This window comes from Flavobacterium soyae (assembly GCF_021245985.1).
In the GTDB taxonomy this organism is placed as follows: Bacteria; Bacteroidota; Bacteroidia; order Flavobacteriales; family Flavobacteriaceae; genus Flavobacterium; species Flavobacterium soyae.
The window spans coordinates 40,008-59,433 of the sequence record NZ_JAJQXA010000009.1; the positions used below are offsets into that span (position 1 = coordinate 40,008).

Annotated in this window: 20 protein-coding genes; 5 read left to right on the plus strand and 15 right to left on the minus strand. The window is 32.8% G+C overall.

Annotated features, from left to right (window positions below; all coding sequences use genetic code 11):
• Window positions 1-10: 10 nt before the first annotated feature.
• Together LUU93_RS12735 and LUU93_RS12740 are read right to left on the minus strand one after the other, a co-directional pair.
• Entirely contained in the window at window positions 11-337 is a 327-nt protein-coding gene (locus LUU93_RS12735; RefSeq protein WP_232681504.1) for a YtxH domain-containing protein, read from the minus strand.
• A gap of 135 nt (window positions 338-472) precedes the next feature.
• Window positions 473-1,372 carry a NifU family protein gene (locus tag LUU93_RS12740; protein ID WP_232681506.1) on the minus strand — a complete coding sequence of 300 codons (900 nt, stop codon included), beginning with the start codon at window positions 1,370-1,372 and terminating at the stop codon, window positions 473-475.
• 143 nt (window positions 1,373-1,515) lie between these two features.
• On the opposite strand from LUU93_RS12740, the gene LUU93_RS12745 reads away from it, so the two are divergent.
• Together LUU93_RS12745 and LUU93_RS12750 are read left to right on the plus strand one after the other, a co-directional pair.
• Entirely contained in the window at window positions 1,516-2,505 is a 990-nt protein-coding gene (locus tag LUU93_RS12745; protein WP_232681507.1) for a PorP/SprF family type IX secretion system membrane protein, read from the plus strand.
• Window positions 2,506-2,515: 10 nt separating this feature from the next.
• A complete protein-coding gene (locus tag LUU93_RS12750; RefSeq protein WP_232681508.1) occupies window positions 2,516-3,028 on the plus strand; it encodes a gamma carbonic anhydrase family protein in 513 nt (170 codons plus the stop codon).
• A 91-nt stretch (window positions 3,029-3,119) separates the two neighbouring features.
• Here LUU93_RS12750 and LUU93_RS12755 read toward each other — a convergent pair whose 3' ends face one another.
• The 5 genes from LUU93_RS12755 to LUU93_RS12775 form a co-directional block, all read right to left on the minus strand.
• Window positions 3,120-3,836 carry a LytR/AlgR family response regulator transcription factor gene (locus LUU93_RS12755; RefSeq protein ID WP_232681509.1) on the minus strand — a complete coding sequence of 239 codons (717 nt, stop codon included), beginning with the start codon at window positions 3,834-3,836 and terminating at the stop codon, window positions 3,120-3,122.
• A gap of 117 nt (window positions 3,837-3,953) precedes the next feature.
• Window positions 3,954-5,057: a sensor histidine kinase gene (locus LUU93_RS12760; RefSeq protein WP_232681510.1), complete on the minus strand. Its 1,104-nt coding sequence runs from the start codon at window positions 5,055-5,057 to the stop codon at window positions 3,954-3,956.
• Window positions 5,058-5,387, minus strand: coding sequence for a DUF4907 domain-containing protein (locus LUU93_RS12765; RefSeq protein WP_232681511.1), 330 nt, complete (start codon window positions 5,385-5,387; stop codon window positions 5,058-5,060).
• Window positions 5,377-6,384 carry a Kelch repeat-containing protein gene (locus LUU93_RS12770; protein ID WP_232681512.1) on the minus strand — a complete coding sequence of 336 codons (1,008 nt, stop codon included), beginning with the start codon at window positions 6,382-6,384 and terminating at the stop codon, window positions 5,377-5,379. Before LUU93_RS12770 ends, LUU93_RS12765 begins: the two co-directional genes overlap by 11 nt.
• A 16-nt stretch (window positions 6,385-6,400) precedes the next feature.
• The gene (locus LUU93_RS12775) at window positions 6,401-7,192 is read right to left on the minus strand and encodes a DUF6268 family outer membrane beta-barrel protein (protein ID WP_232681513.1); all 792 of its coding nucleotides are present in this window, start codon (window positions 7,190-7,192) and stop codon (window positions 6,401-6,403) included.
• Between the two features lie 281 nt (window positions 7,193-7,473).
• Between LUU93_RS12775 and LUU93_RS12780 the strand changes: the two genes are divergently transcribed.
• A complete protein-coding gene (locus LUU93_RS12780; RefSeq protein ID WP_232681515.1) occupies window positions 7,474-8,802 on the plus strand; it encodes a DUF4270 family protein in 1,329 nt (442 codons plus the stop codon).
• Window positions 8,803-10,041 carry a BamG family beta-barrel-assembly machinery protein gene (gene bamG, locus LUU93_RS12785; RefSeq protein WP_232681516.1) on the plus strand — a complete coding sequence of 413 codons (1,239 nt, stop codon included), beginning with the start codon at window positions 8,803-8,805 and terminating at the stop codon, window positions 10,039-10,041. It begins immediately after the preceding gene.
• A 4-nt stretch (window positions 10,042-10,045) separates the two neighbouring features.
• Here the strand turns inward: bamG and murI are convergent, their stop codons facing one another.
• The 8 genes from murI to LUU93_RS12825 form a co-directional block, all read right to left on the minus strand.
• Window positions 10,046-10,822: a glutamate racemase gene (murI, locus tag LUU93_RS12790; RefSeq protein WP_232681517.1), complete on the minus strand. Its 777-nt coding sequence runs from the start codon at window positions 10,820-10,822 to the stop codon at window positions 10,046-10,048.
• Window positions 10,823-10,970: 148 nt separating this feature from the next.
• Window positions 10,971-11,474, minus strand: a complete 504-nt coding sequence (locus LUU93_RS12795; RefSeq protein WP_177178064.1) for an OmpH/Skp family outer membrane protein — start codon at window positions 11,472-11,474, stop codon at window positions 10,971-10,973.
• Window positions 11,475-11,487: 13 nt separating this feature from the next.
• Window positions 11,488-12,513, minus strand: a complete 1,026-nt coding sequence (locus LUU93_RS12800; protein ID WP_232681518.1) for an OmpH/Skp family outer membrane protein — start codon at window positions 12,511-12,513, stop codon at window positions 11,488-11,490.
• A gap of 59 nt (window positions 12,514-12,572) precedes the next feature.
• Window positions 12,573-15,329: a BamA/OMP85 family outer membrane protein gene (locus LUU93_RS12805; RefSeq protein WP_232681519.1), complete on the minus strand. Its 2,757-nt coding sequence runs from the start codon at window positions 15,327-15,329 to the stop codon at window positions 12,573-12,575.
• The gene (uppS, locus tag LUU93_RS12810) at window positions 15,262-16,002 is read right to left on the minus strand and encodes an undecaprenyl pyrophosphate synthase (protein ID WP_232681520.1); all 741 of its coding nucleotides are present in this window, start codon (window positions 16,000-16,002) and stop codon (window positions 15,262-15,264) included. The genes LUU93_RS12805 and uppS overlap by 68 nt, the downstream gene beginning before the upstream one ends.
• A 5-nt stretch (window positions 16,003-16,007) precedes the next feature.
• Window positions 16,008-16,697 carry a type IX secretion system protein PorG gene (gene porG, locus LUU93_RS12815; protein ID WP_232681521.1) on the minus strand — a complete coding sequence of 230 codons (690 nt, stop codon included), beginning with the start codon at window positions 16,695-16,697 and terminating at the stop codon, window positions 16,008-16,010.
• Window positions 16,698-16,870: 173 nt separating this feature from the next.
• A complete protein-coding gene (locus LUU93_RS12820) occupies window positions 16,871-17,755 on the minus strand; it encodes an NAD kinase (protein WP_232681522.1) in 885 nt (294 codons plus the stop codon).
• A 92-nt stretch (window positions 17,756-17,847) separates the two neighbouring features.
• Complete coding sequence (locus LUU93_RS12825; protein ID WP_232681523.1) at window positions 17,848-18,507, minus strand: CBS domain-containing protein; 660 nt, start codon at window positions 18,505-18,507, stop codon at window positions 17,848-17,850.
• A gap of 116 nt (window positions 18,508-18,623) precedes the next feature.
• On the opposite strand from LUU93_RS12825, the gene LUU93_RS12830 reads away from it, so the two are divergent.
• The gene (locus LUU93_RS12830) at window positions 18,624-19,337 is read left to right on the plus strand and encodes a pyridoxine 5'-phosphate synthase (protein WP_232681524.1); all 714 of its coding nucleotides are present in this window, start codon (window positions 18,624-18,626) and stop codon (window positions 19,335-19,337) included.
• Window positions 19,338-19,426: the final 89 nt, after the last annotated feature.

Here is a 19,426-nt window from a genome sequence, read left to right on the forward strand (position 1 = left end):
ATAGTTTCCATTACTTCTCGTCTTCAGAGTCCAATTCTGTAATCCCGTCTTCGCTCACATCAACTACTGTTTCTGTAACCAGTTTATAATCTTCATTTGCAGTTTCAGTAATTACTTCTTTGATAGAATCAATCACATCGTGTATAGAATCAGATGCCTTTTCGACATAGTCATTCACGGTATCTTTGGTTTGTTCCAGATATTCTGCTGCAGAATCGATTATAGGTTCTGAGGCTTCTTTTGCTTCTTCAAAAGTATTTTCGGCCTGATCTGCAAAATCTACTGCTGTTTCTTTTGCCGAGCCAAACAAATTACTGAAAAATGATGATAATCCCATGGTTTTAAAATGATTAGTTAAGGTTGCAATATTAATTATTTTTGGAGAAAAACAATTTAATTTTTGTTTAATTAATTATGAAAAATAAAAAAGCGCCTCATTTGAGACGCTTAAAATTATATACAATTAAAATTTTTATGCATTTAAAGCTTCAACCTTAATAGATTCATCATTCAGCATACTTTTCAGCATATTTTCGATACCGCTTTTTAAAGTAAAAGTAGAGGATGGGCAACCACTGCAGGCACCTTGTAAAATCACTTTTACAGTCTTATTATCTTCATTGTAAGAATCAAAAGCAATATTACCGCCATCGGCCGCAACTGCCGGTTTTACGTATTCTTCTAAAATATTGATGATCTGCTGCGACGTAACATCTAATTTATCAAATGCTTCATCTTTTGTAATATCATTTTTAGTGGTTGTCTGAATTAAACTTTCATCTAAAACAGTTCCTCCGTTTTCGATAAACTGCTTGATGAACGTTCTTAACTCTAAAGTGATTTCAGACCACTCGTTGATTTCGTATTTGGTTACAGAAATATAATTCTCATCAATAAAAACCTCTTTTACATAAGGAAATTTGAATAATTCCTGTGCCAGCGGAGAAGAAGCTGTCTGGTCTATATTTTTGTATTCAACAGCATTTCTTGTCAGCATCCTGCTCACAACAAATTTAAGTGCAGAAGGATTTGGAGTTGTTTCTCCATAAACCGTAATAGGCTGTTTTTTTGCTTTGTTTTCGTCCGCTTTAATAATAACGCCGCCTTTGTCTACAAATGCTGCAATCTGCTCTGCAACATCGTCCTGAACATCGCTCCATTCTACAATGCTGTATCTTTCGATAGCAATAAAATTTCCCGAAATATAAACGGTTTTTACAAACGGCAGATAGAACAATTGCTGCGCTAAAGGCGAAGCTTGGGCTTCATCAATATTTTTGAATTCAAAGTTTTGATTTTGTGTAATAAAATCTTCAAATTCAAATTTCAATATCGTTGGATTTTGAGTCTCTTTTATCGTGATTTTTGTCATGGTAGTAATTTTTTGCAAATTTACTAAAGTTATTTTCTACTATTACCTATATTTGGTTTTTTAATAAAATAATTAAGACTCTCTTCAAATAATTCGTACGGAATTATTAAGAGTGTAAAAATTAGACTAACCAGCCAGCCATTATGAAATTAAAAATCAAGTTATTAATTGTTTTTTTAATAACGACTTTTTATACTTATTCTCAAGAAGGAATTCCTGTTTACTCCGATTATTTATCAGATAATTACTACTTGATTCACCCTTCGATGGCGGGAGCTGCAAATTGTGCAAAAATTAGATTGACAGCCAGAAAACAATGGTTTGGTCAGGAAGACGCGCCTTCACTTCAAACTTTAAGTTTTAACGGAAGAGTAGGAGAGCGTTCCGGTGCCGGGATTATTGTTTTTAATGATAAAAACGGATATCATTCAGAAAAAGGAGTAAAGCTGACCTATGCGCATCATATTATGTTTTCTAGAGATGAAGTCGATTTAAATCAGCTTTCATTTGGTATTAGTGGAGGATTGATCCAGAATCAATTAGATGAAACAAAATTTGGCGGTACTTTTGATCCAATTGTTTTTGGTTCGATTCAAAAAGACTCTTATTTTAATGTAGATTTTGGAGCTTCTTATAACTACTTAAATTTTTATGCGCACGCAACGGTTCAGGGAGTGCTTGAAACCAGAAGAGAATTGTATACAGATTATGAAAGTGATAATTTAAGAAAGTTTCTTTTTAGTGCAGGTTATGTATTTGGAAAAAGAGATAAAATTACTTGGGAGCCTTCTATTTTATTTCAATTATTTGATCAGACAAAAGAAAAATCTATTGACCTGAACTTAAAAGCTTATAAGAATTTAGATTTTGGAAGTTTATGGGCAGCTTTATCTTATAGAAGAAGTTTTGACGGTGCTCAATTTAGTTCTGGAAGCGGAGTTTCAACTCAAAAACTGCAATATTTTACCCCAATTGTAGGTGTGAACTTTAAAAACTTTATGTTTGCTTACACCTATTCTCAGGTTACGGGCGATGTAAAATTTGATACTGGCGGATACCACCAGATTACTTTAGGAATTAATATATTTTGCAGAAAGGAACGTTACGACTGTAACTGTCCGGCAATTAATTAAAAATTTTATTATGCTTATTAAATCTGTAAACGGAAAATCACCTTCAATTCCAGAAGATTGCTATATTGCCGAAAATGCAGCTATAGTTGGTGATGTTTCTTTTGGCGTATCTTGCAGTGTTTGGTTTAATGCTGTTGTTCGCGGCGATGTTCACTTTATTAAAATTGGAAATAAAGTAAATATTCAGGATGGGGCAATAATTCACTGCACGTATCAAAAACACCCAACAATTATAGGAAATAATGTTTCTATAGGACATAATGCCATCGTGCACGGTTGTACAATTCACGACAATGTTTTAATAGGAATGGGCGCTATCGTAATGGATAACTGCGTTGTCGAAAGTAATTCGATCGTGGCGGCCGGAGCAGTTTTAACCCAAAATACAGTTGTTCCTTCAGGAACTATTTTTGCCGGTGTTCCTGCCAAAAAGGTAAAAGATATTGACCAGTCTGATTTTGCCGGAGAAATCGAGCGTATTTCAAATAATTACGTAATGTATTCCGGCTGGTTTAAAGAATAAATTCAATAAATTCCAAAATGAAAATTCCAAATTCCAATAGTTATCGACACTTCATTGGAATTTGGAATTTTATTATTTGGAATTTAATAAATTATAAGTTGATTTTTTCGAAGAAGGCGTTTTTATAACTTTCACTTATTGGAATTCGTTTATCACTAATCAAAACTTTATTTTTTTGTATTGATTTTACGTGTTTTATATTGATAATATAAGATCTGTGAATTCTCGAAAATCCTTTGCTTGAAAGCAGATTTTCTAATTTTATTAAACTGATTAAAGTCAGTGTGAATTTATTGTCGGTTGTGTAAATTTTTACATAATCTTTTAATCCTTCAATAAAAAGAATATCCGAAAAATTCATTTTTACATTTTCATATTCAGCCCTTACAAACATAAAATCCTGTTCAGTTTCCGGTGCGGCACTGGTTTCGGAAATTGGCTGAACAGCTGCAGCGGGATTGCTTATTTGCTGTGCCCGAACTACAGATTTTAGAAAACGATGAAACGGAATTGGTTTTACTAAATAATCAACAGCGCCAAGATTAAAACCTTCAACAGCATAATCAGAATAAGCGGTTGTAAAAATTACTAAAGGTTTTTTTTCGATTGTATTTAAAAAGTCAATTCCTGAAAAATGCGGCATTTGAATATCAAGGAAAATCAAATCAATGTTATTTTGATTAATAAACGAAACGGCATCTATTGCATTATTAAAAGTGCTGACCAATTCAAGCGAATCTACTTTCTTGACAAAATCTTCTAATAATTCAACTGCTAAAGGTTCATCATCTATAATTACACATTTCATCTGTTGAAAATTAAGTTTTTAAATTTGTTTTGGCGGTCAAAAGTAATTTTAAACCAATGAATTAAGTTTTAAAATTATCATAAAAATACTGAATTAATTCAAATATCAATTTAACATTTATGTTGTTTTAATTTCGTCTAATTTTAGATTTAGATGAACCCGATAAAAATTATTATCTTGATTAATAGTTAGTTCGTGTGCATTTGGATAAAGTAAATCCAATCGGCTTTGAATATTTACAAGTCCGATACCTGAATTGTCAGGATCTTTTTCATAATTTTCAATAGTATTCTCAATCCAAAAATCCAGATTATTTTCAGAAATGAATATCTTAATTTTTACATGTGTGGCACCTTTGTAATCTGTTCCGTACTTAAAAGCATTTTCTACAAAAGAAATTAAAAGTAAAGGTTCAATAAACTTGTTTTTTGTATTACCGTGAACATTTATTACAATGTCTTCAATATTATTAAGCCTGAGTTTTTGCAGTTCAATATAATTCTGGATGTAATTGATCTCTTTCTCTAAAGCCACCGTTTTATTATCTGTTTCGTAGAGCATATACCGCATTAATTCAGATAAGGTTACGATGGCATCAGGAACCAAATCAGATTTCTTATGTGCCAGAGAATAAATACTGTTTAATGAATTAAATAAAAAATGCGGATTGGTCTGCTTACGCAGATATATCAATTCAGTATTCGTTCTGTGTGTTTCGGCAATTAATTTATTTTGCTGATTATTGTAGAATTCTGTCAGGGTTCTAATAATTGCGCTTATTGTCAATATCAAAATATAAAAGAATGACGGACCGACTCTAAAGAAAAGCGGCTGTCTCATTTCGACTCTTAAATGTTTTCCTTTGGGGAAAAAATTAGGATCTCGAGGAATCATTCTGGCCGGAACGATATTATCGGGCCTCAAATGTCTGAATTCAGGAATAAAATAATTAATCCTTATAACCATGAAAACAGCAATAATTGCAAAAGCAAAAAGAAAATACTGCCAGTATTTTTTTTGTAAAAGAAGGGCAGGAACCAAATAAAAATAATTCAGATAAAACAAAATAATTCCGCTTGCCCATTGTACATAGAAGTCATTATTGATTCTGAAAGGGCTTTCGTAAAACTGAATTAAAGAAGTCAGAATAAAGAACAGCCAAATCATAAAATGGAACAATATTTTATTTGAATTTGAATTTTTAATGGTATCTAGTGTCATTTATAATTTTATTTTTAATAAAATTAATTCATTTTTGGTTACCGTTGGAGATAAGTTTTGTTTGAGTTTTTTAACCACTAAATCGGCTGTTTTTAATGCATCTTCTTCTGTTGAAAAACTTTTATTATCATTTATTACAGGAATAATCGATTGTTTGATTATGATTTTGTCTTTATACGAAATCGAATATCCCCAGCCTGAATTTGTTTTGAATGATTCTGATTTAAAAGCTTCCTTTTTTGCACAGGAAACAATTTGCAAGACCAGAATTAAAAGCAATAAATTCTTCTGGATTTTACTCCAGAAGAATTGTTTAGTATTAATTGTCATCGTCGCTTTGTTCGTCTTGAGGTCTAAATTCCCATGCATCATCAAAGTAAGTAGAACCTACTCTTCCTAACATATAAAAACCGCGATTGTTAATTGTGAAACCTACGGCATCGGTTCTTGTAGCACCTTCCATAGCTGTTCTTTCTTCCCAAAGATCTGTCGAAGGATTGTATTCCCAAACTGTTTTGATGTTTTCACCACCCACAACATACCCTAATCCGTTCATTGAAAAAGCAGAAGCATTAGATCTCGTAATGGCATATTCATCATTCCAGGAGTAATCATCATCAGTATCTTTATCAATATCTCTTTTTCTTGTCCAGACATCAGTTGATGGATCGAATTCCCAAAAATCTTCCTGATAAACACCATTGTTAACCCCAGTTACCAAATAAGCTTTATCTGAAATTATAAATACAGTCGCATTACGTCTCTTATTACCGCTAAATCCGTTTACAAGTGTCCATGTATTTGCCTGGTCGTCATATTGGTAAAAATCTTTCAAATAGTTTCCATCATAACCAGTGCCAAAATAAGCTTTTCCACCGGCCTGAAACCCAACAGCACCATAACGGCCGGTTCCTGCAAAATCAGCTTTTTGAGTCCAGCTGTTGGCAGATGGATCATATTGATAGAAATCCTTTAGTTTATTAGTTCCATCATAACCAAGTCCAACATAACCTTTGTCATTTAATGTAAAGCCAGATGCCGAACTTCTTGCAACACCTGTGAAATTAGCTTTTTGTTCCCAGTAATCTCCAGTAGAGTTGTAAGCCCATAAATCTTTTAAATATTCATCTCCGGTATAACCCGTAGCTACATAAGCATAATCCCCAATTACAAAACTTGTTGCACTAGATCTTGCAGGACCGTCAAACGCTGATTTTTTAATCCAGTTGCCTACTAAATCATCATCATCGTCATCATTGCTGCAGCTTATAAAAAAGAGGCTCGAAAGCAGGGTTGCGAATAATATTCCTTTTTTTAGATTATTCATAGTGTTTAAAATTTATTTATTGTTTGTATTTGATGCCAATTCCTAAAACATATCCGTTACTTATGCTGAAATCATAAACAGTATGATTTTCACCGTCAGTTAATTTGTATTTCTTGTCAAAATCATATCCGGCTTTAAAATTTAAAAACCAGTTTTTGTCAACATTTCTTTCATATTCAAATGATGTTGTCATTTGCGATAAAGCTGCTTTTGCAGCATTTTTATCTATTTCATTCTGAATATTTAAATTGTAAAAACTTCCGTTGAAGCTGTTACTTAAACTAAATTTGTTCCTTATGTTATTCGAATAAGAAATCCTTGAATCCGGAAAACCAATCAGCAAATTAGCATTCTCATTAACTTTATAATTTAAGGATGCTGACGGCAGGAATTTTGGGTTTCCAAAAACATTAGTTCTGGCCGCTCCAATACTTAAAGTTGCTTTTGAATTTAATTGCTGTTTTATTTCAAAACTTCCTAAAAGTGTAAAATCAGAAAAACCTAAATTTTCTTGAAAACTAAACGTTGGCGTAACCGAAAAATTCAGTTTTGTCGAATTTGATATTTCCTGTGAAAATTCAAGTTTGTCCTTAATCTGCTGCAGTCTGTCTAAATTCTCAAACAACTCATAACTGTTTAAATCATAGTTTATATTCAAATTTGAGTATTCGAGCGTATTTGTTATCAGGCTTTTTGAACTTATTTTTTTGCTGAATGAGATACCAATACTTGTTTCGGTAAAATCAATTTTATCAGTAGGCTCTGTTTTTAAATTCATATTTACTGAAAAATTTTCCTGTGCTTTCATATTCAGAAATGACACTAAAAAAACCGAACAAATTATTAACCTTATTTTCATTACTTATTTATTGGTTCAAAAGTAGGTTGGAGAAGGTTTTAAAAAAAAGAAGATATATGTATGGCTCATTTTGATAGACAAAACAGCACTTTTTAAGGTCGAATGAAATATTTATCTGCGAGATTCTATTGTAGATGTTTTTTAGCCGTTTATAGTCTAAAAACACGAGACTGTATATGTTATAGTGTGGTGCAGAAGACTGCATTTTATATTTGTTCAAAAAATTGATTATGAGCAGGTTTTTATTAATGTTAGTTTTTGCTTTTACTATATTTTCATGCGGTACAGATACAGATGCAGGAGAATTTGTTGTTGGTTCTGATTATTTGGCTTTGAGTAATAAAGTTGTTATGATCGATACGTTAACAGTCGAAATGTCAACAATAAATTTTGATTCGCTTATTACCTCGGGGCAAAGCCGTATTTTAATAGGTAATTATGATGATCCGGTTTTTGGGAAAGTAAAATCAAACAGTTATTTCCAGCTTTCAGGAAGCTCCTATGCCTTGAATAATTCGGGTTCAGATACCGAGGCAGTAAATTTTGTTTTTGATTCTATCTCAATGATTTTAAAATATGATAATTATTACTATGGAGATACTACCCAGGTTCAAAAATTTGATATTCATCGATTAACACAAAAAGTAAAACCAAATACTGACGATGACAGTTTTTATAATAACTCTACTTTAAGTTACAGTGACGAAAGTCTGGGCAGTATTTCCTATAAACCCCGTCCAACGGAAAAAGATTCTATTAATATTAGAATGAGTGATGCTTTTGGAGATGCCCTTTTCCAAAAAATAAAAAAGAGGGAAGTTACAGATTTGGATACTTTTACAGAATACTTAAAAGGATTAGTGCTTGTTCCTTCAGCTTCTAATTCATCAAGTGTAATAGGCTTTCATACTTCGACCAGCAGAGTTCGGTTATATTATTCAAAATACCAGGGTGATGCCGATGCCGATTCTTTTTTTATTGATTTCCTGATGTCAAATACTGCTACACAGTTTAACTCCATATCGCTGGATAAAACAGGAACTATAATTCAAAATTTGCCTATTTCAAGCAGTAAACTTTCAAGTTCCTTAACAAACAAAGAGGGTTTTATTCAGTCTGGCACCGGAGTTGCCTGTCGAATCGATTTTCCAAACATAAAACAGCTTAAATATATTTCAGATAACGGAGCCATTGTCGACGCTCAAATGTTTGTAAAGCCTGTAAACAATTCGTATTCTGATAAATATCCTTTGGCAGATTCTTTAAAAGTGTATGTGGGCGATAATCTAAACAGAATTAGCGGCAGTTTGCTTAATGCCGCAGGAACGGCAGTTTATGGTACTTTGAGCCAGAAAAGCGATGAGTTTAATGAAAATATAGGCTATACAATTCCGCTTGGCAGTTTTTTGCAAAAAGAAATGCTGAAAGCATCTGATTCAAGATCGTCCCTGATATTAACACTGCCCGGAATCTCTAAATCAGTTAACAGACTTGTTTTAGGAGATCAAAAACACCCTGAAAATAAAATTCTAATAAAAATTTATTACCTCTCATATTAAATGAAAAAGAAAATAATTTTTGTAAGCTGCTTCATTTTAATGGCGCTGACTTCATTTTCTCAAAGTATTTCGAGTTCGCCATATTCATTGTATGGTTTAGGAAGTGTGTATGATGCAGATTTTGGGGCGATTTCATCAATTGGATCTTCCGGAATTGCTTTGCCATCGGATAGTTTCATCAATAATCTAAATCCGGCGTCTTTAGGCTTTATGCCTTTAAACCATTTCATGCTTGATGTTGGAGGAAAAGCCATTGGGACAACTTATCAAAGCAGCTCCAAAACAGAAAACAGAAATAATTTTCAGTTTTCGCATGTTGCTTTTGCTTTTCCGGTAACAAAAAATTCCGGGTTTAGTGTTGCGCTTAAACCGTATTCGAGTTCTACTTATAAAATTTCAAATCTTTTACTGCCTATAGCAGATAGTCAGGAATCTTATAGTTTGACTGCCGCGGGTTCCGGAGGACTTAATAACTTCGATTTTTCATACGGATATCGTTTTGGTAAAAAGCTGACTGTTGGGGCTTCTGCAGCTTTATTATTTGGAAATATTGTAGACGACCGCACATTCACGATTTTGAATTCCATTACTACAGTACATAAAAAAACAGATTATAACGGACTTCGTGCTACTTTAGGAACGCAGTATAAAATCGATTCGACATTAACAATTGGAACAACTTTTAAACTCCCGGCACAAATTAAAGGATCGAAAGTACAATCTGTTGAAACAATTACTGACGGGGTTTCTAATGTTATTGAGTCTGAAGCAGCGTCTAACGTCGATGATTATTATATGCCTTTAGAAATAGGAATAGGTATCAGCAAACGTTTTAAGAATGTTTTAAACATGACTTTAGATTATGAAAAAAGTTTGTGGAATGATACGAAACAGTCTGAACTTTATGGGGATTTTGTAAATCAGGACAGATTTGCCCTTGGATTTACTTATTTTAATGCTAATAGAAATATTCGTAAATATTGGGACAGGATAAAATATTCTGCGGGAGCAAATTTTGATACCGGCTATCTTGAAGTTGACGGAAAAAGAGTTAACAATGCATCAATTTCTATTGGGATTAATCTGCCAATTGAAAACACTTATTCGGCCTTAAACATTTCATATTCCTATGGTCAAAAGGGCAGGATATCAGATAATCTAATTAAAGAAAATTATCATAAGATATCCATTAATTTATCTTTAGATGGAATTTGGTTTGTGAAACGAAAGTTTGATTAATTCCTTAAAAATCTTTTTCGATTACCGGATATTTATCCTCTAATATAGATCTTAAAACTGCCGGATTTGAGTTAACATAAAATACAGGTTCACTTTTTGGAGTGTCAGTAAAGCCGACTTTTTCACGCAGAATATTTTGTGTCTGCCTTGCGACTGCCTCTCCAGAATCTATGATCTGAATATGCTCAGGAAGTATTTTTTTAATCTGCGGAATTAAATAGGGATAATGACTGCAGCCTAAAACAAGATAATCGATATTTGCATCGATCATAGGCTGCAAATATTCCTTTAATAATTGCGTCATTTCCGGGGAATATAAATTTCCGTCTTCGATTAATTTAACCAGTCCGTGACCAACCTGCTCAATAATTGTAGTATGCTGAAACATCTCTGCAGTTTTATTAAACAGTTCGCTGTTTAAAGTTCCTTTTGTGGCCAGGATTCCAATAACCTGCGTTTTAGAATTATTGGCAGCGGGTTTTATTGCAGGTTCAATTCCTATAAACGGAACATCATAATCATTACGAAGTTCCCAAATTGCATTTGTTGTTGCAGTATTACACGCAACTACAATTAATTTGCAATTATTTTTAAGTAAAAATTCTACATTTTTTTTGCTTAAGGCAACAATCTCTTCCTTTGATTTTTGACCATAGGGAGCATTTTTACTATCGGCTAAATAAATTGTTTTTTCGTTTGGAAGTAAATCGTGAATTTCTTTCCAGATTGAAGTTCCTCCAATACCAGAGTCGAAAATGCCTATAGGATTATTGTTTGTCATAATACAAAATTAGTATTTTTTGGAATAAAAATATATTCCAATTTAGTAGAAATCTGGAAATATTAATGCATTTTAATTTTAAATAAATGTAAAAAAAAACTGCTTAAATTTTTAAAATTTAAGCAGTTTAATTAAAAGAATTCGTTTATTAGAATCCTAAGTCTTTTTTTACGTCAGCAGTAATGTTTGGACCATCAGCTAACAAAAGAGTAGAACCGTCTAAAACGTATTGGAAACCTTTAGCTTTACCAACTTTTTGGATAGAAGCTCTTACTTTTTCCATCAAAGGTTTTACAATGTCAGTTTCTTTTTGTTGAAGTTCTTTTTGAGCATTGTCTCTGTAATCAACAATTCTTTTTTGCATATCCTGAACTTCTTTAGAACGATCCCCGTTTACAGCTTCAGTAACAGTTGCAGCTTCAGCTTCATACTTTTTGATTTTAGTTTGGTATTCGTCAACCATTTTTTTGTATTCAGCATCATATGTCCCACTTAATTTTTGCAGTTGATTTTGAGCATCTAGCATAGCAGGCATTTTCGACATAATCTCGCTAACATCAACATGGGCAACCTTCGCCTGTGCATTCATTGTGTTACTTGCTCCTAAAATAAGTATTGCAGCAATTAGTAAAGTTTTGATTTGTTTCATCATTTTTAAAAATTAATTAATTATTGGTCGTATTTGTTTTTTGTGTTTCGGCCTCTTTCGCTTTTTTAGCCGCTTCTCGTTCCTCGAGTATTTTTTTTCTTCTTTCTTCTAATTCTTTTTTACGCTGTTCGTAAAGCTTTTGTCTTTCTGCCGCTTTATCTACTGCCGGCTCTGTTGTCGTTGGTTCAGTAGTTGCCGCCGCTGCAGGTTTTGCTGTTTCTCCGGTTTTGCCTGTTTCAGTTGTTTTTGCAGTTTCGGTTGTTTTTGCTGGTTCAGAAACCGTGCCATTTTTTTTGGCTTCTCTCTCTGCCTGAATTGCTTTCCTTCTGTCGTCGTATTCTTTTTTCTTAGCTTCCTGCTCCAGTCTTCTGTCTTCAATTAGTTTTTCTCTCGCAGCTTTCCTTTCATCTAAAACTTTTTGACGATCTGACATTGCCGGATTTTCATCAATTGCATTTTCCTTACTTTCTTTAGCTTCCTGATCTTTCAATTGTTTTTTAGTCAACTGTTCTCTTTTCTCGGTTCTGTTTAAAACACGCAGCACCTGATCACTAATATCGAACCTTTTATTGCTGAAAAGCATTGTTAAATCTGACGATTTATCAAAAATGAAATCATAATTTTTAGCCTCGGCAATATCTTGAACAGCTGTAAAAACCTGATCTTGAATTGGCTTTGCCAAAGCTGATTTCTGTCTCATTAAATTTCCGTCAGCTCCAAATTGTTTTTGCTGGTAATCCAGCATTTCGTTTTCAAGAAATTTAATTTCAGTTTCTCTTTCATCAATTAATTCTTTAGTCAATAAAGCTTTTTCGGTCTTAAGATTTTCTTTAAGAGAATTAATGTTTAATTTTTTGGCTTCTATTTCTTGTTTCCACTTTTGAGCTTTTAACTCTAATTGTGCTTTTGCTTCTTTGTAATCAGAAACATTTTCCAAAATATATTCCATATCAATGTAACCGATCCTTGTCGTTTTACCTTGAGCCTGACTTGTATTTACTGCAATCAAGACTAAAAATATAAATAAAAACCGTTGTTTCATAACATTACTTTATTTTGAATTTTTAGCCAAAGGTATTAAAATTTGTACTAAAACCCGCACTAAAACTGTTGTCCAATAATAAAATGTGTTTCCCAGCCATTAGCTTTGTTTGTAACAGACCCAGGAAGGGCATCAAAACCGTAACCGAAATCAATTCCTAATAATCCAAATGCAGGCATGAATACACGTAAACCAGCACCGGCAGAACGACTCAAATCAAACGGATTGTAATCTCTAAACGTTGGATATGACGAACCTGCTTCTAAAAACGTCAAGGCATAAATCGATGCAGACGATTTTAATGTAATAGGATAACGTAATTCCATCGAGAATTTGTTATACACAGTAGCTCCAATCTGTTGTCCTAATGAATTAACAGGTGTCAGCGAGTTGTTCGGATAACCTCTTAATTGTATTGTTTCCCTGCCATCCATAGAATAGTTTGCCATTCCATCTCCTCCTAAATAGAAACGCTCAAACGGAACAACACCTCTTGATTGATCATAAGCTCCTAAGAAACCAAATTCTGTTAATGTTCTTAAAACTAATTTTCCATACACTTTAGTATACCAGTCTGCTTTAAATTTTACTTTATAGTATTCTAACCAGTTATATTTTTTCTGATCGACTTTCGCAACATCGGTGTCAGCGCTTTTATAATCAGATCCCACACTCACATATTGAGAAGATCCGTTTATAACTTCAGACTTCATATAATCACCTGGATTTATAGGCTGACCGTCTGGACCAGTTTTGGCCTCTCCGGTATATTGTACTTTATATTCTTTTTGGTTTCCTAAATCTTTATAATCCACGCCATTAAATAATGAGTAAGGAGGGGTAACTTTTGCAGAGATACTAAATTCAGAACCATAAGTTGGAAATATTGGGTTAACCCCTTTATTACTTCTTGAAAGCCCTATTGTATAGGCAAGGTTTCTTGATGCCCCATTACCAAAAGTAAACAATCCAGTATAATAGTTGTTTAGGTCATAATGCTGATAACTAACAGATTGTGAAAGAACGAAATAATCATCAGGTACAGTTAAACGTTTTGCTAAACCAACTTGTACTGTAAAAATATTAAAACTTTGGCTTTTATCTACAGTTCTGGTTACATAATTGTTATTGAACTGTTTACTATAAGAAATAGAAGAACTGAATTGTACCGGTTTTTTACCTCCAAACCATGGTTCAGAGAATGATAAACTGTACGTTTGGAAATAAGTACTTCCTTGTAAACGAAGTGCTACTTTTTGTCCGTCTCCCATAGGAAGCGGTTTGTAAGCATCTTTGTCAAATAGTTTTCTGGCTGAGAAGTTGTTGAAAGATAAACCTAAAGTTCCAATGAAACCGCCGCCGCCGTAACCTCCCTGAAGCTCAACCTGGCTGGATCCTTTTTCTACTAATTGGTATTCGATATCTACTGTTCCCGCAGCAGGGTCAACGTTTCTAAATTCTGGTTTAATAGCCTCCGGATCAAAGAATCCTAATTGACCAATTTCACGAATAGTTCTAACCAATTCTTCTTTGCTGTATTTGTTTCCCGGTTTAGTTCTTAGCTCACGGTAAATAACGTGGTCATTTGTTTTGTCGTTTCCGGTAACATAGATTTTATTGAAATAAGCGATAGGACCCTCAGTAATTCTAATCTCGAAATCAATTGTATCATTTACCGTTTTTACCTCTACAGCATTAATTTTAGAGAATAAATAACCGTTGTTTTGGTATAAGTTTGTGATATCTTCTCCGTCTGGTTTTGAGTTATCAGCGATTCTTTTTTCTAGCAAAACACCATTATAAGTTTCTCCTTTTTTGATACCTAAATAACGGTTTAACTGTTGATCTGAATAAACTGTATTCCCTAAAAACTTAATATTTCCGAAGTAATATTTGTTTCCTTCTTCTACATTAATTTTTATTGCAAGCATATTTTTGTCTTTGTTATAAGTAACAGAGTCATAAATAATACGTGCATCACGATATCCTTTTTCTTTGTAGGCAGCGACAACTTTTTCTAAGTCGGTTTTGTATTTTTCAGGAATAAATTTTGAAGCTTTAAAAACACGAAGCAGATTTTTTTGCTTGGTATCCTTCATTGCGGCTCTTAATTTTGTGTCAGTAAGCTGCTTGTTTCCTATGAAATCAATACTGCTGATTTTAACTTTATCTCCTTTGTCTACCCTGACAAGCATATTTACCTGATTTCCGGCTGTACTGTCTGGAGTAGTGGTAATGGTAACTTTTGTATTATAAAAGCCATCTTTTTTATACTTGTTTTCAATGTAATTTTTAGTAGTCGTAATTAAGTTTTCGTTTACAATTTTATTTTTAGTTAAATTGTTATCTTTAATTAATCCTTCGACTTTACTTTTCTTAACACCAGTGATTTTAACTTCATTTAATTTTGGAAGTTCAACGATATTTAAATCTAAATAAATACTATCGTTTTGAACCTTATTAATATAAAAAGAGATCTCGTCAAAAAGACCTAGTTTACCTAATTTTTTAATAGCGCCAGTAATTTCTTCCCCCGGAACTGTTATTTCGTGACCTACCTGAAGACCTGAGAAAGTAACAACAGTCTGCTCATTGAAGCTTATTTTACCAACAACAGAAACTTTAGCCAGAATATATTTTTTTCCTTGGTCAAAAGGAACTCTATCTTGAGCTTTTATTTGTGAAAAACTACCCAATAGTAAAAGGGTACAGATTATTTGTGGTATTCTTTTTTGTAACACTAAAAAATTATTTAATTTGTTCACTGGTTTTTCCAAATCTACGTTCTCTTTTTTGATAACTAATAATAGCCTCATATAAATCTTGATCTTTAAAGTCTGGCCACAAGACATTAGTAAAATATAATTCTGCATAGGCAATCTGCCAAAGCAAAAAATTACTTATTCTATGTTCTCCACTTGTTCGTATTAATAAATCTACGTCAGGTAAATTTTGCGTGTAAAGATGCTCATTTATAATTGAATCGTCAATAGTGTCTATTGAAATTATATTATTTTTAACTTTATCACTAATCACTCTGACAGCATTTACCAATTCCTCTCTGGAACCATAACTTAAAGCAAGGGTTAATGTAAGTCTGGTGTTATTTTTAGTCTTCTCAATAACGTCTAAAAGTTCTTTTTGTGCCGTTTTTGGTAATTTGTCAAGATTTCCAATTGCATTAAGTCTGATATTGTTTTCTTGAAGCGTAACCAGCTCTTTTTTTAAGGAATTGATCAATATTTTCATTAATGCTTCAACCTCCAGTTTAGGACGATTCCAGTTTTCTGTAGAAAAAGCATACAAGGTTAGGTACTCAATACCTAACTTGGCACAAGTTGTAATTGTTTTTTTTACAGATTTGGTGCCGTTTTCGTGTCCAAAAGCTCTTAAAAAGCCTTGTTGTTTAGCCCAGCGCCCGTTTCCGTCCATAATAATGGCCAGATGTTTTGGTAAGTTTGATTGATCTATAGAGTCTAGTAAATTCATTTTTATTATTCTGCGCAGTAGCAAGGTTTTTGTCCAAAGGTATACGTTAAAGTTATACCTGAAAAGACATACCAGTCATTATTATTTAAATTTCCGAATTTTAGAATGTTTGCATTGCTGGTACTTGGGTTACTTCCATCAATATTATCTGTAAAAGTATACCGTGCCCCAACCTCTGCTCCCAGAACAAAATGCGGCGTTACATTTGATTTAATTCCTAGCGTTATTGGTATTGCAAATGAGTTTGAGTTGATTTTTTGCGTAACATTTGGGCTGGTTTCATAACGATATAAACCATCATAAAGAAAAAAGCTTAAACCTGAATATATATAAGGAGTAATTTTTGTGTGGTAATCATGAAGATTGAAATCAAAAAAATTAAATTCTAAACCAGCAGAAAACTCTTTTACATCATTATCAAAACGATATCCCCTTCTGCTGCGTCCTGTTTCGTCAGAATCTAAATCGTTCCCAGTGATAGTAGATTGTGTATAAGAGAAACGGTAAGAATGTCTTGGGCTTTTGTTCCATTTGTACAAAATACCTAAAGCCAGTTTATTTGGGTTAATGTAAGTTGTGCTTCCAACATCACCAACAAAGTTGCTTCCGCCAATAAAAACACCAAGCTCATTTATTTGAGCATTTAGTGTAATAAAAGGGAAAAAACATAACAATAAATTAAAAATTTTCTTCATTTAATTCAAAATTGCGTGCAAATATAATAATTATCAATACGAATCAAAGTTCCTTTAGATAAATGTGCTTTTTTTTCAATTTACATTATGATTTTGAGCAATTTAATGATGATTCGCTATATGCAGAACGAGAAAATGTGGTATTATCGTATAGTGATGAAGGAGAAAAGAGTTTAATTTCTCTTGTCTTCTCCCCAGAGCAGTTTATTTCTTAAGGTCTTTAAGAAAGTTTCGCCTGGAATTTCAACCATTTTTATTTTGTAATCTGTTTTTTTAATCTTAAGAATAGATTCATTTTTTACCGAAGAAATTCTGGAATCTAATGAAACCAAGTATTGATCTTCTCTTCCGGTTACGCGTAAAGTAATTTCAGTATCGTCTGGTATAACAAGTGGTCTGGCGGTTAAATTATGGGGTGCAATAGGTGTAATTACTAAACTTTTTACATCTGGTGTTAAAATAGGGCCTCCGCAGCTTAATGAATATCCTGTAGAACCCGTAGGGGTAGAAATAATTAAACCGTCTGCCCAATAAGAGTTTAAATATTCATTGTTTAAATAAGTCTCAACAGTAATCATCGAAGTAGTGTCTTTTCTGCTTACTGTAACTTCATTCATGGCAAAATTAAGTTCTTCAAAAGCATCATTATGAGGTTCACAGGTTAATCCTAATAAAGTTCTTTCAGAAGTTGTGTAGTTTTGATCGATGACATATTGCAGCAGACTGTCAATATTTTCCTTTTGAACTTTTGCAAGAAATCCTAATCTTCCTGCGTTTATACCTAATAATGGAATACCTGAATTACGAACAAAAGCTGCAGCTCTCAAAATCGTTCCATCACCGCCAATACTAATCAGCATTTCAAAACTATTATCTAATGTTGTACTTGGGGAAAAAGTTTTATACTCCTTTTTTACAAGCTGCTTATCATAAAGCATGTCAAGAAAATTTTCTTCAATTACCATTTCTACATTATTAGAATTGAAAAACAAGAAAATGTCTTTTATAATAGGTTCGGTACTGTTTTGATAATATTGTCCGTAAATGGCTATTTTCATTCTTCTTAATTAGATAATGAGGAAATGTGTTAATTTGATAATTTATTTAGTTGAGAACATTTTCTAATTTTCTCATTGACCAATTTTCTAATTTAAATATTAAGATACTTGTCTAAATAATCAGAACGTTCTTTTAAATTATTAATATAGGTATCTTCCTGATGTTCTGAAATAATTTCATAACCATATCTTCTATACGTCTGAATGATTTCATTCATGGCTCCCAAACCTATTTTTATAGTAATCTGAACATTTTCTACATCAGCTTCAGAAACAAAACAGCCTAAAATTTTACCATTATTGCTTTCTACAATCTGGGTAACTTCGCTCATCGAATAATCCAGCAGCCCTTTTTGAACAATAATAATTCCTCCCTGTTCCTTTAAAAATGGAGTTTCCTGAAAAAACTTCATAATATCTTCCATTTCATAATAGCCTATATAGCTGTTATTTTCATCAAGAATTGGAATAATATTAGTGTGATTTTTTGCGAAGACTTCCAGGACATCCAGCCAGATCATTGATTTTCTGGCAAAAAAACGTTCCAAAGTATATTTGTAATCAATAGCTTTTTTATCGGTATCAAACGTTTCAACATCATCAGAAGAAATGCTTCCAATGAAAATCCCATCTTCTAAAATCGGGAAATGAGAAAAATTTACATCAATAAAAAAGTCCTGAATCGATGCTATCGTTTCCTGACTATCAATCGCTCTGAAATCATTTGTGATATAGTTTGTAATTTCTGTCATAAATCAATCGAAGATATTTGATGCAAAATAATCAAAAAATACCAAAAACTGCTGCGTTTTACTTTGTATTTTTGCCGTAACAAATATAGTGTTACTTGAATTAATTATCTATTTATATGACAAAGTTAAGTGTTAATATCAATAAAATTGCAACGCTTCGAAATGCACGAGGCGGAAATGTGCCTGATTTATTAAAAGTTGCTGTCGATATTCAGCGTTTTGGAGGGCAGGGAATTACCATTCACCCGCGTCCGGACGAGCGCCATATCCGCTATCAGGATGCACGCGATTTAAAGGCAATTGTTACTACAGAATATAATATTGAAGGAAACCCGCAGCATAATTTTATTGATTTGGTTTTAGAGTGTAAACCAGATCAGGTTACATTGGTTCCAGATGCAATTGGCGCCATTACATCTTCTGCAGGCTGGGATACAATAAATAATCAGGCTTATTTAACCGAAGTTATTCAGGAATTTCAAAGAAACGGAATCAGAACATCGATTTTTGTTGATCCGGTTTTAGAAATTATCGAAGGGGCTAAAAAAACAGGAACTGACAGAATCGAATTATATACCGAAGCTTTTGCACATCAATATGATTTGGGAAACAAAAATGGAATTGATCCGTATGTAAAAGCTGCAGAATTGGCAAATGAATTAGGTTTAGGAATTAATGCAGGACACGATTTGAGTTTAGATAATATTCAGTTTTTTAAACAAAATATTCCAGGTTTGCTAGAGGTTTCTATTGGGCATGCCTTAATTTCTGAAGCGCTTTATCTTGGTTTGGATAATGTAGTAAATATGTATTTGAATAAATTGAAATAATAATTTTATGAGCCTTTTGTGAAATCTTTGCGAAAAAGTTATTACACAGAGCTGTACAAAGATTTCATGAAGAATATCAAAGAAAAAAA

Excerpts from the sequence above, each read along its gene's own strand:
- bamG (WP_232681516.1), top strand. The coding sequence starts at position 8,803 with ATGAAAAAGAAAATAATTTTTGTAAGCTGCTTCATTTTAATGGCGCTG.
- LUU93_RS12800 (WP_232681518.1), bottom strand. The coding sequence starts at position 12,513 with ATGAAACAACGGTTTTTATTTATATTTTTAGTCTTGATTGCAGTAAAT.
- LUU93_RS12765 (WP_232681511.1), bottom strand. The coding sequence starts at position 5,387 with ATGACAATTAATACTAAACAATTCTTCTGGAGTAAAATCCAGAAGAAT.
- murI (WP_232681517.1), bottom strand. The coding sequence starts at position 10,822 with ATGACAAACAATAATCCTATAGGCATTTTCGACTCTGGTATTGGAGGA.
- LUU93_RS12750 (WP_232681508.1), top strand. The coding sequence starts at position 2,516 with ATGCTTATTAAATCTGTAAACGGAAAATCACCTTCAATTCCAGAAGAT.
- LUU93_RS12795 (WP_177178064.1), bottom strand. The coding sequence starts at position 11,474 with ATGATGAAACAAATCAAAACTTTACTAATTGCTGCAATACTTATTTTA.
- LUU93_RS12830 (WP_232681524.1), top strand. The coding sequence starts at position 18,624 with ATGACAAAGTTAAGTGTTAATATCAATAAAATTGCAACGCTTCGAAAT.
- LUU93_RS12735 (WP_232681504.1), bottom strand. The coding sequence starts at position 337 with ATGGGATTATCATCATTTTTCAGTAATTTGTTTGGCTCGGCAAAAGAA.
- uppS (WP_232681520.1), bottom strand. The coding sequence starts at position 16,002 with ATGAATTTACTAGACTCTATAGATCAATCAAACTTACCAAAACATCTG.
- LUU93_RS12760 (WP_232681510.1), bottom strand. The coding sequence starts at position 5,057 with ATGACACTAGATACCATTAAAAATTCAAATTCAAATAAAATATTGTTC.
- LUU93_RS12780 (WP_232681515.1), top strand. The coding sequence starts at position 7,474 with ATGAGCAGGTTTTTATTAATGTTAGTTTTTGCTTTTACTATATTTTCA.
- LUU93_RS12770 (WP_232681512.1), bottom strand. The coding sequence starts at position 6,384 with ATGAATAATCTAAAAAAAGGAATATTATTCGCAACCCTGCTTTCGAGC.
- LUU93_RS12755 (WP_232681509.1), bottom strand. The coding sequence starts at position 3,836 with ATGAAATGTGTAATTATAGATGATGAACCTTTAGCAGTTGAATTATTA.
- porG (WP_232681521.1), bottom strand. The coding sequence starts at position 16,697 with ATGAAGAAAATTTTTAATTTATTGTTATGTTTTTTCCCTTTTATTACA.
- LUU93_RS12805 (WP_232681519.1), bottom strand. The coding sequence starts at position 15,329 with ATGAGGCTATTATTAGTTATCAAAAAAGAGAACGTAGATTTGGAAAAA.
- LUU93_RS12820 (WP_232681522.1), bottom strand. The coding sequence starts at position 17,755 with ATGAAAATAGCCATTTACGGACAATATTATCAAAACAGTACCGAACCT.
- LUU93_RS12745 (WP_232681507.1), top strand. The coding sequence starts at position 1,516 with ATGAAATTAAAAATCAAGTTATTAATTGTTTTTTTAATAACGACTTTT.
- LUU93_RS12775 (WP_232681513.1), bottom strand. The coding sequence starts at position 7,192 with ATGAAAGCACAGGAAAATTTTTCAGTAAATATGAATTTAAAAACAGAG.
- LUU93_RS12825 (WP_232681523.1), bottom strand. The coding sequence starts at position 18,507 with ATGACAGAAATTACAAACTATATCACAAATGATTTCAGAGCGATTGAT.
- LUU93_RS12740 (WP_232681506.1), bottom strand. The coding sequence starts at position 1,372 with ATGACAAAAATCACGATAAAAGAGACTCAAAATCCAACGATATTGAAA.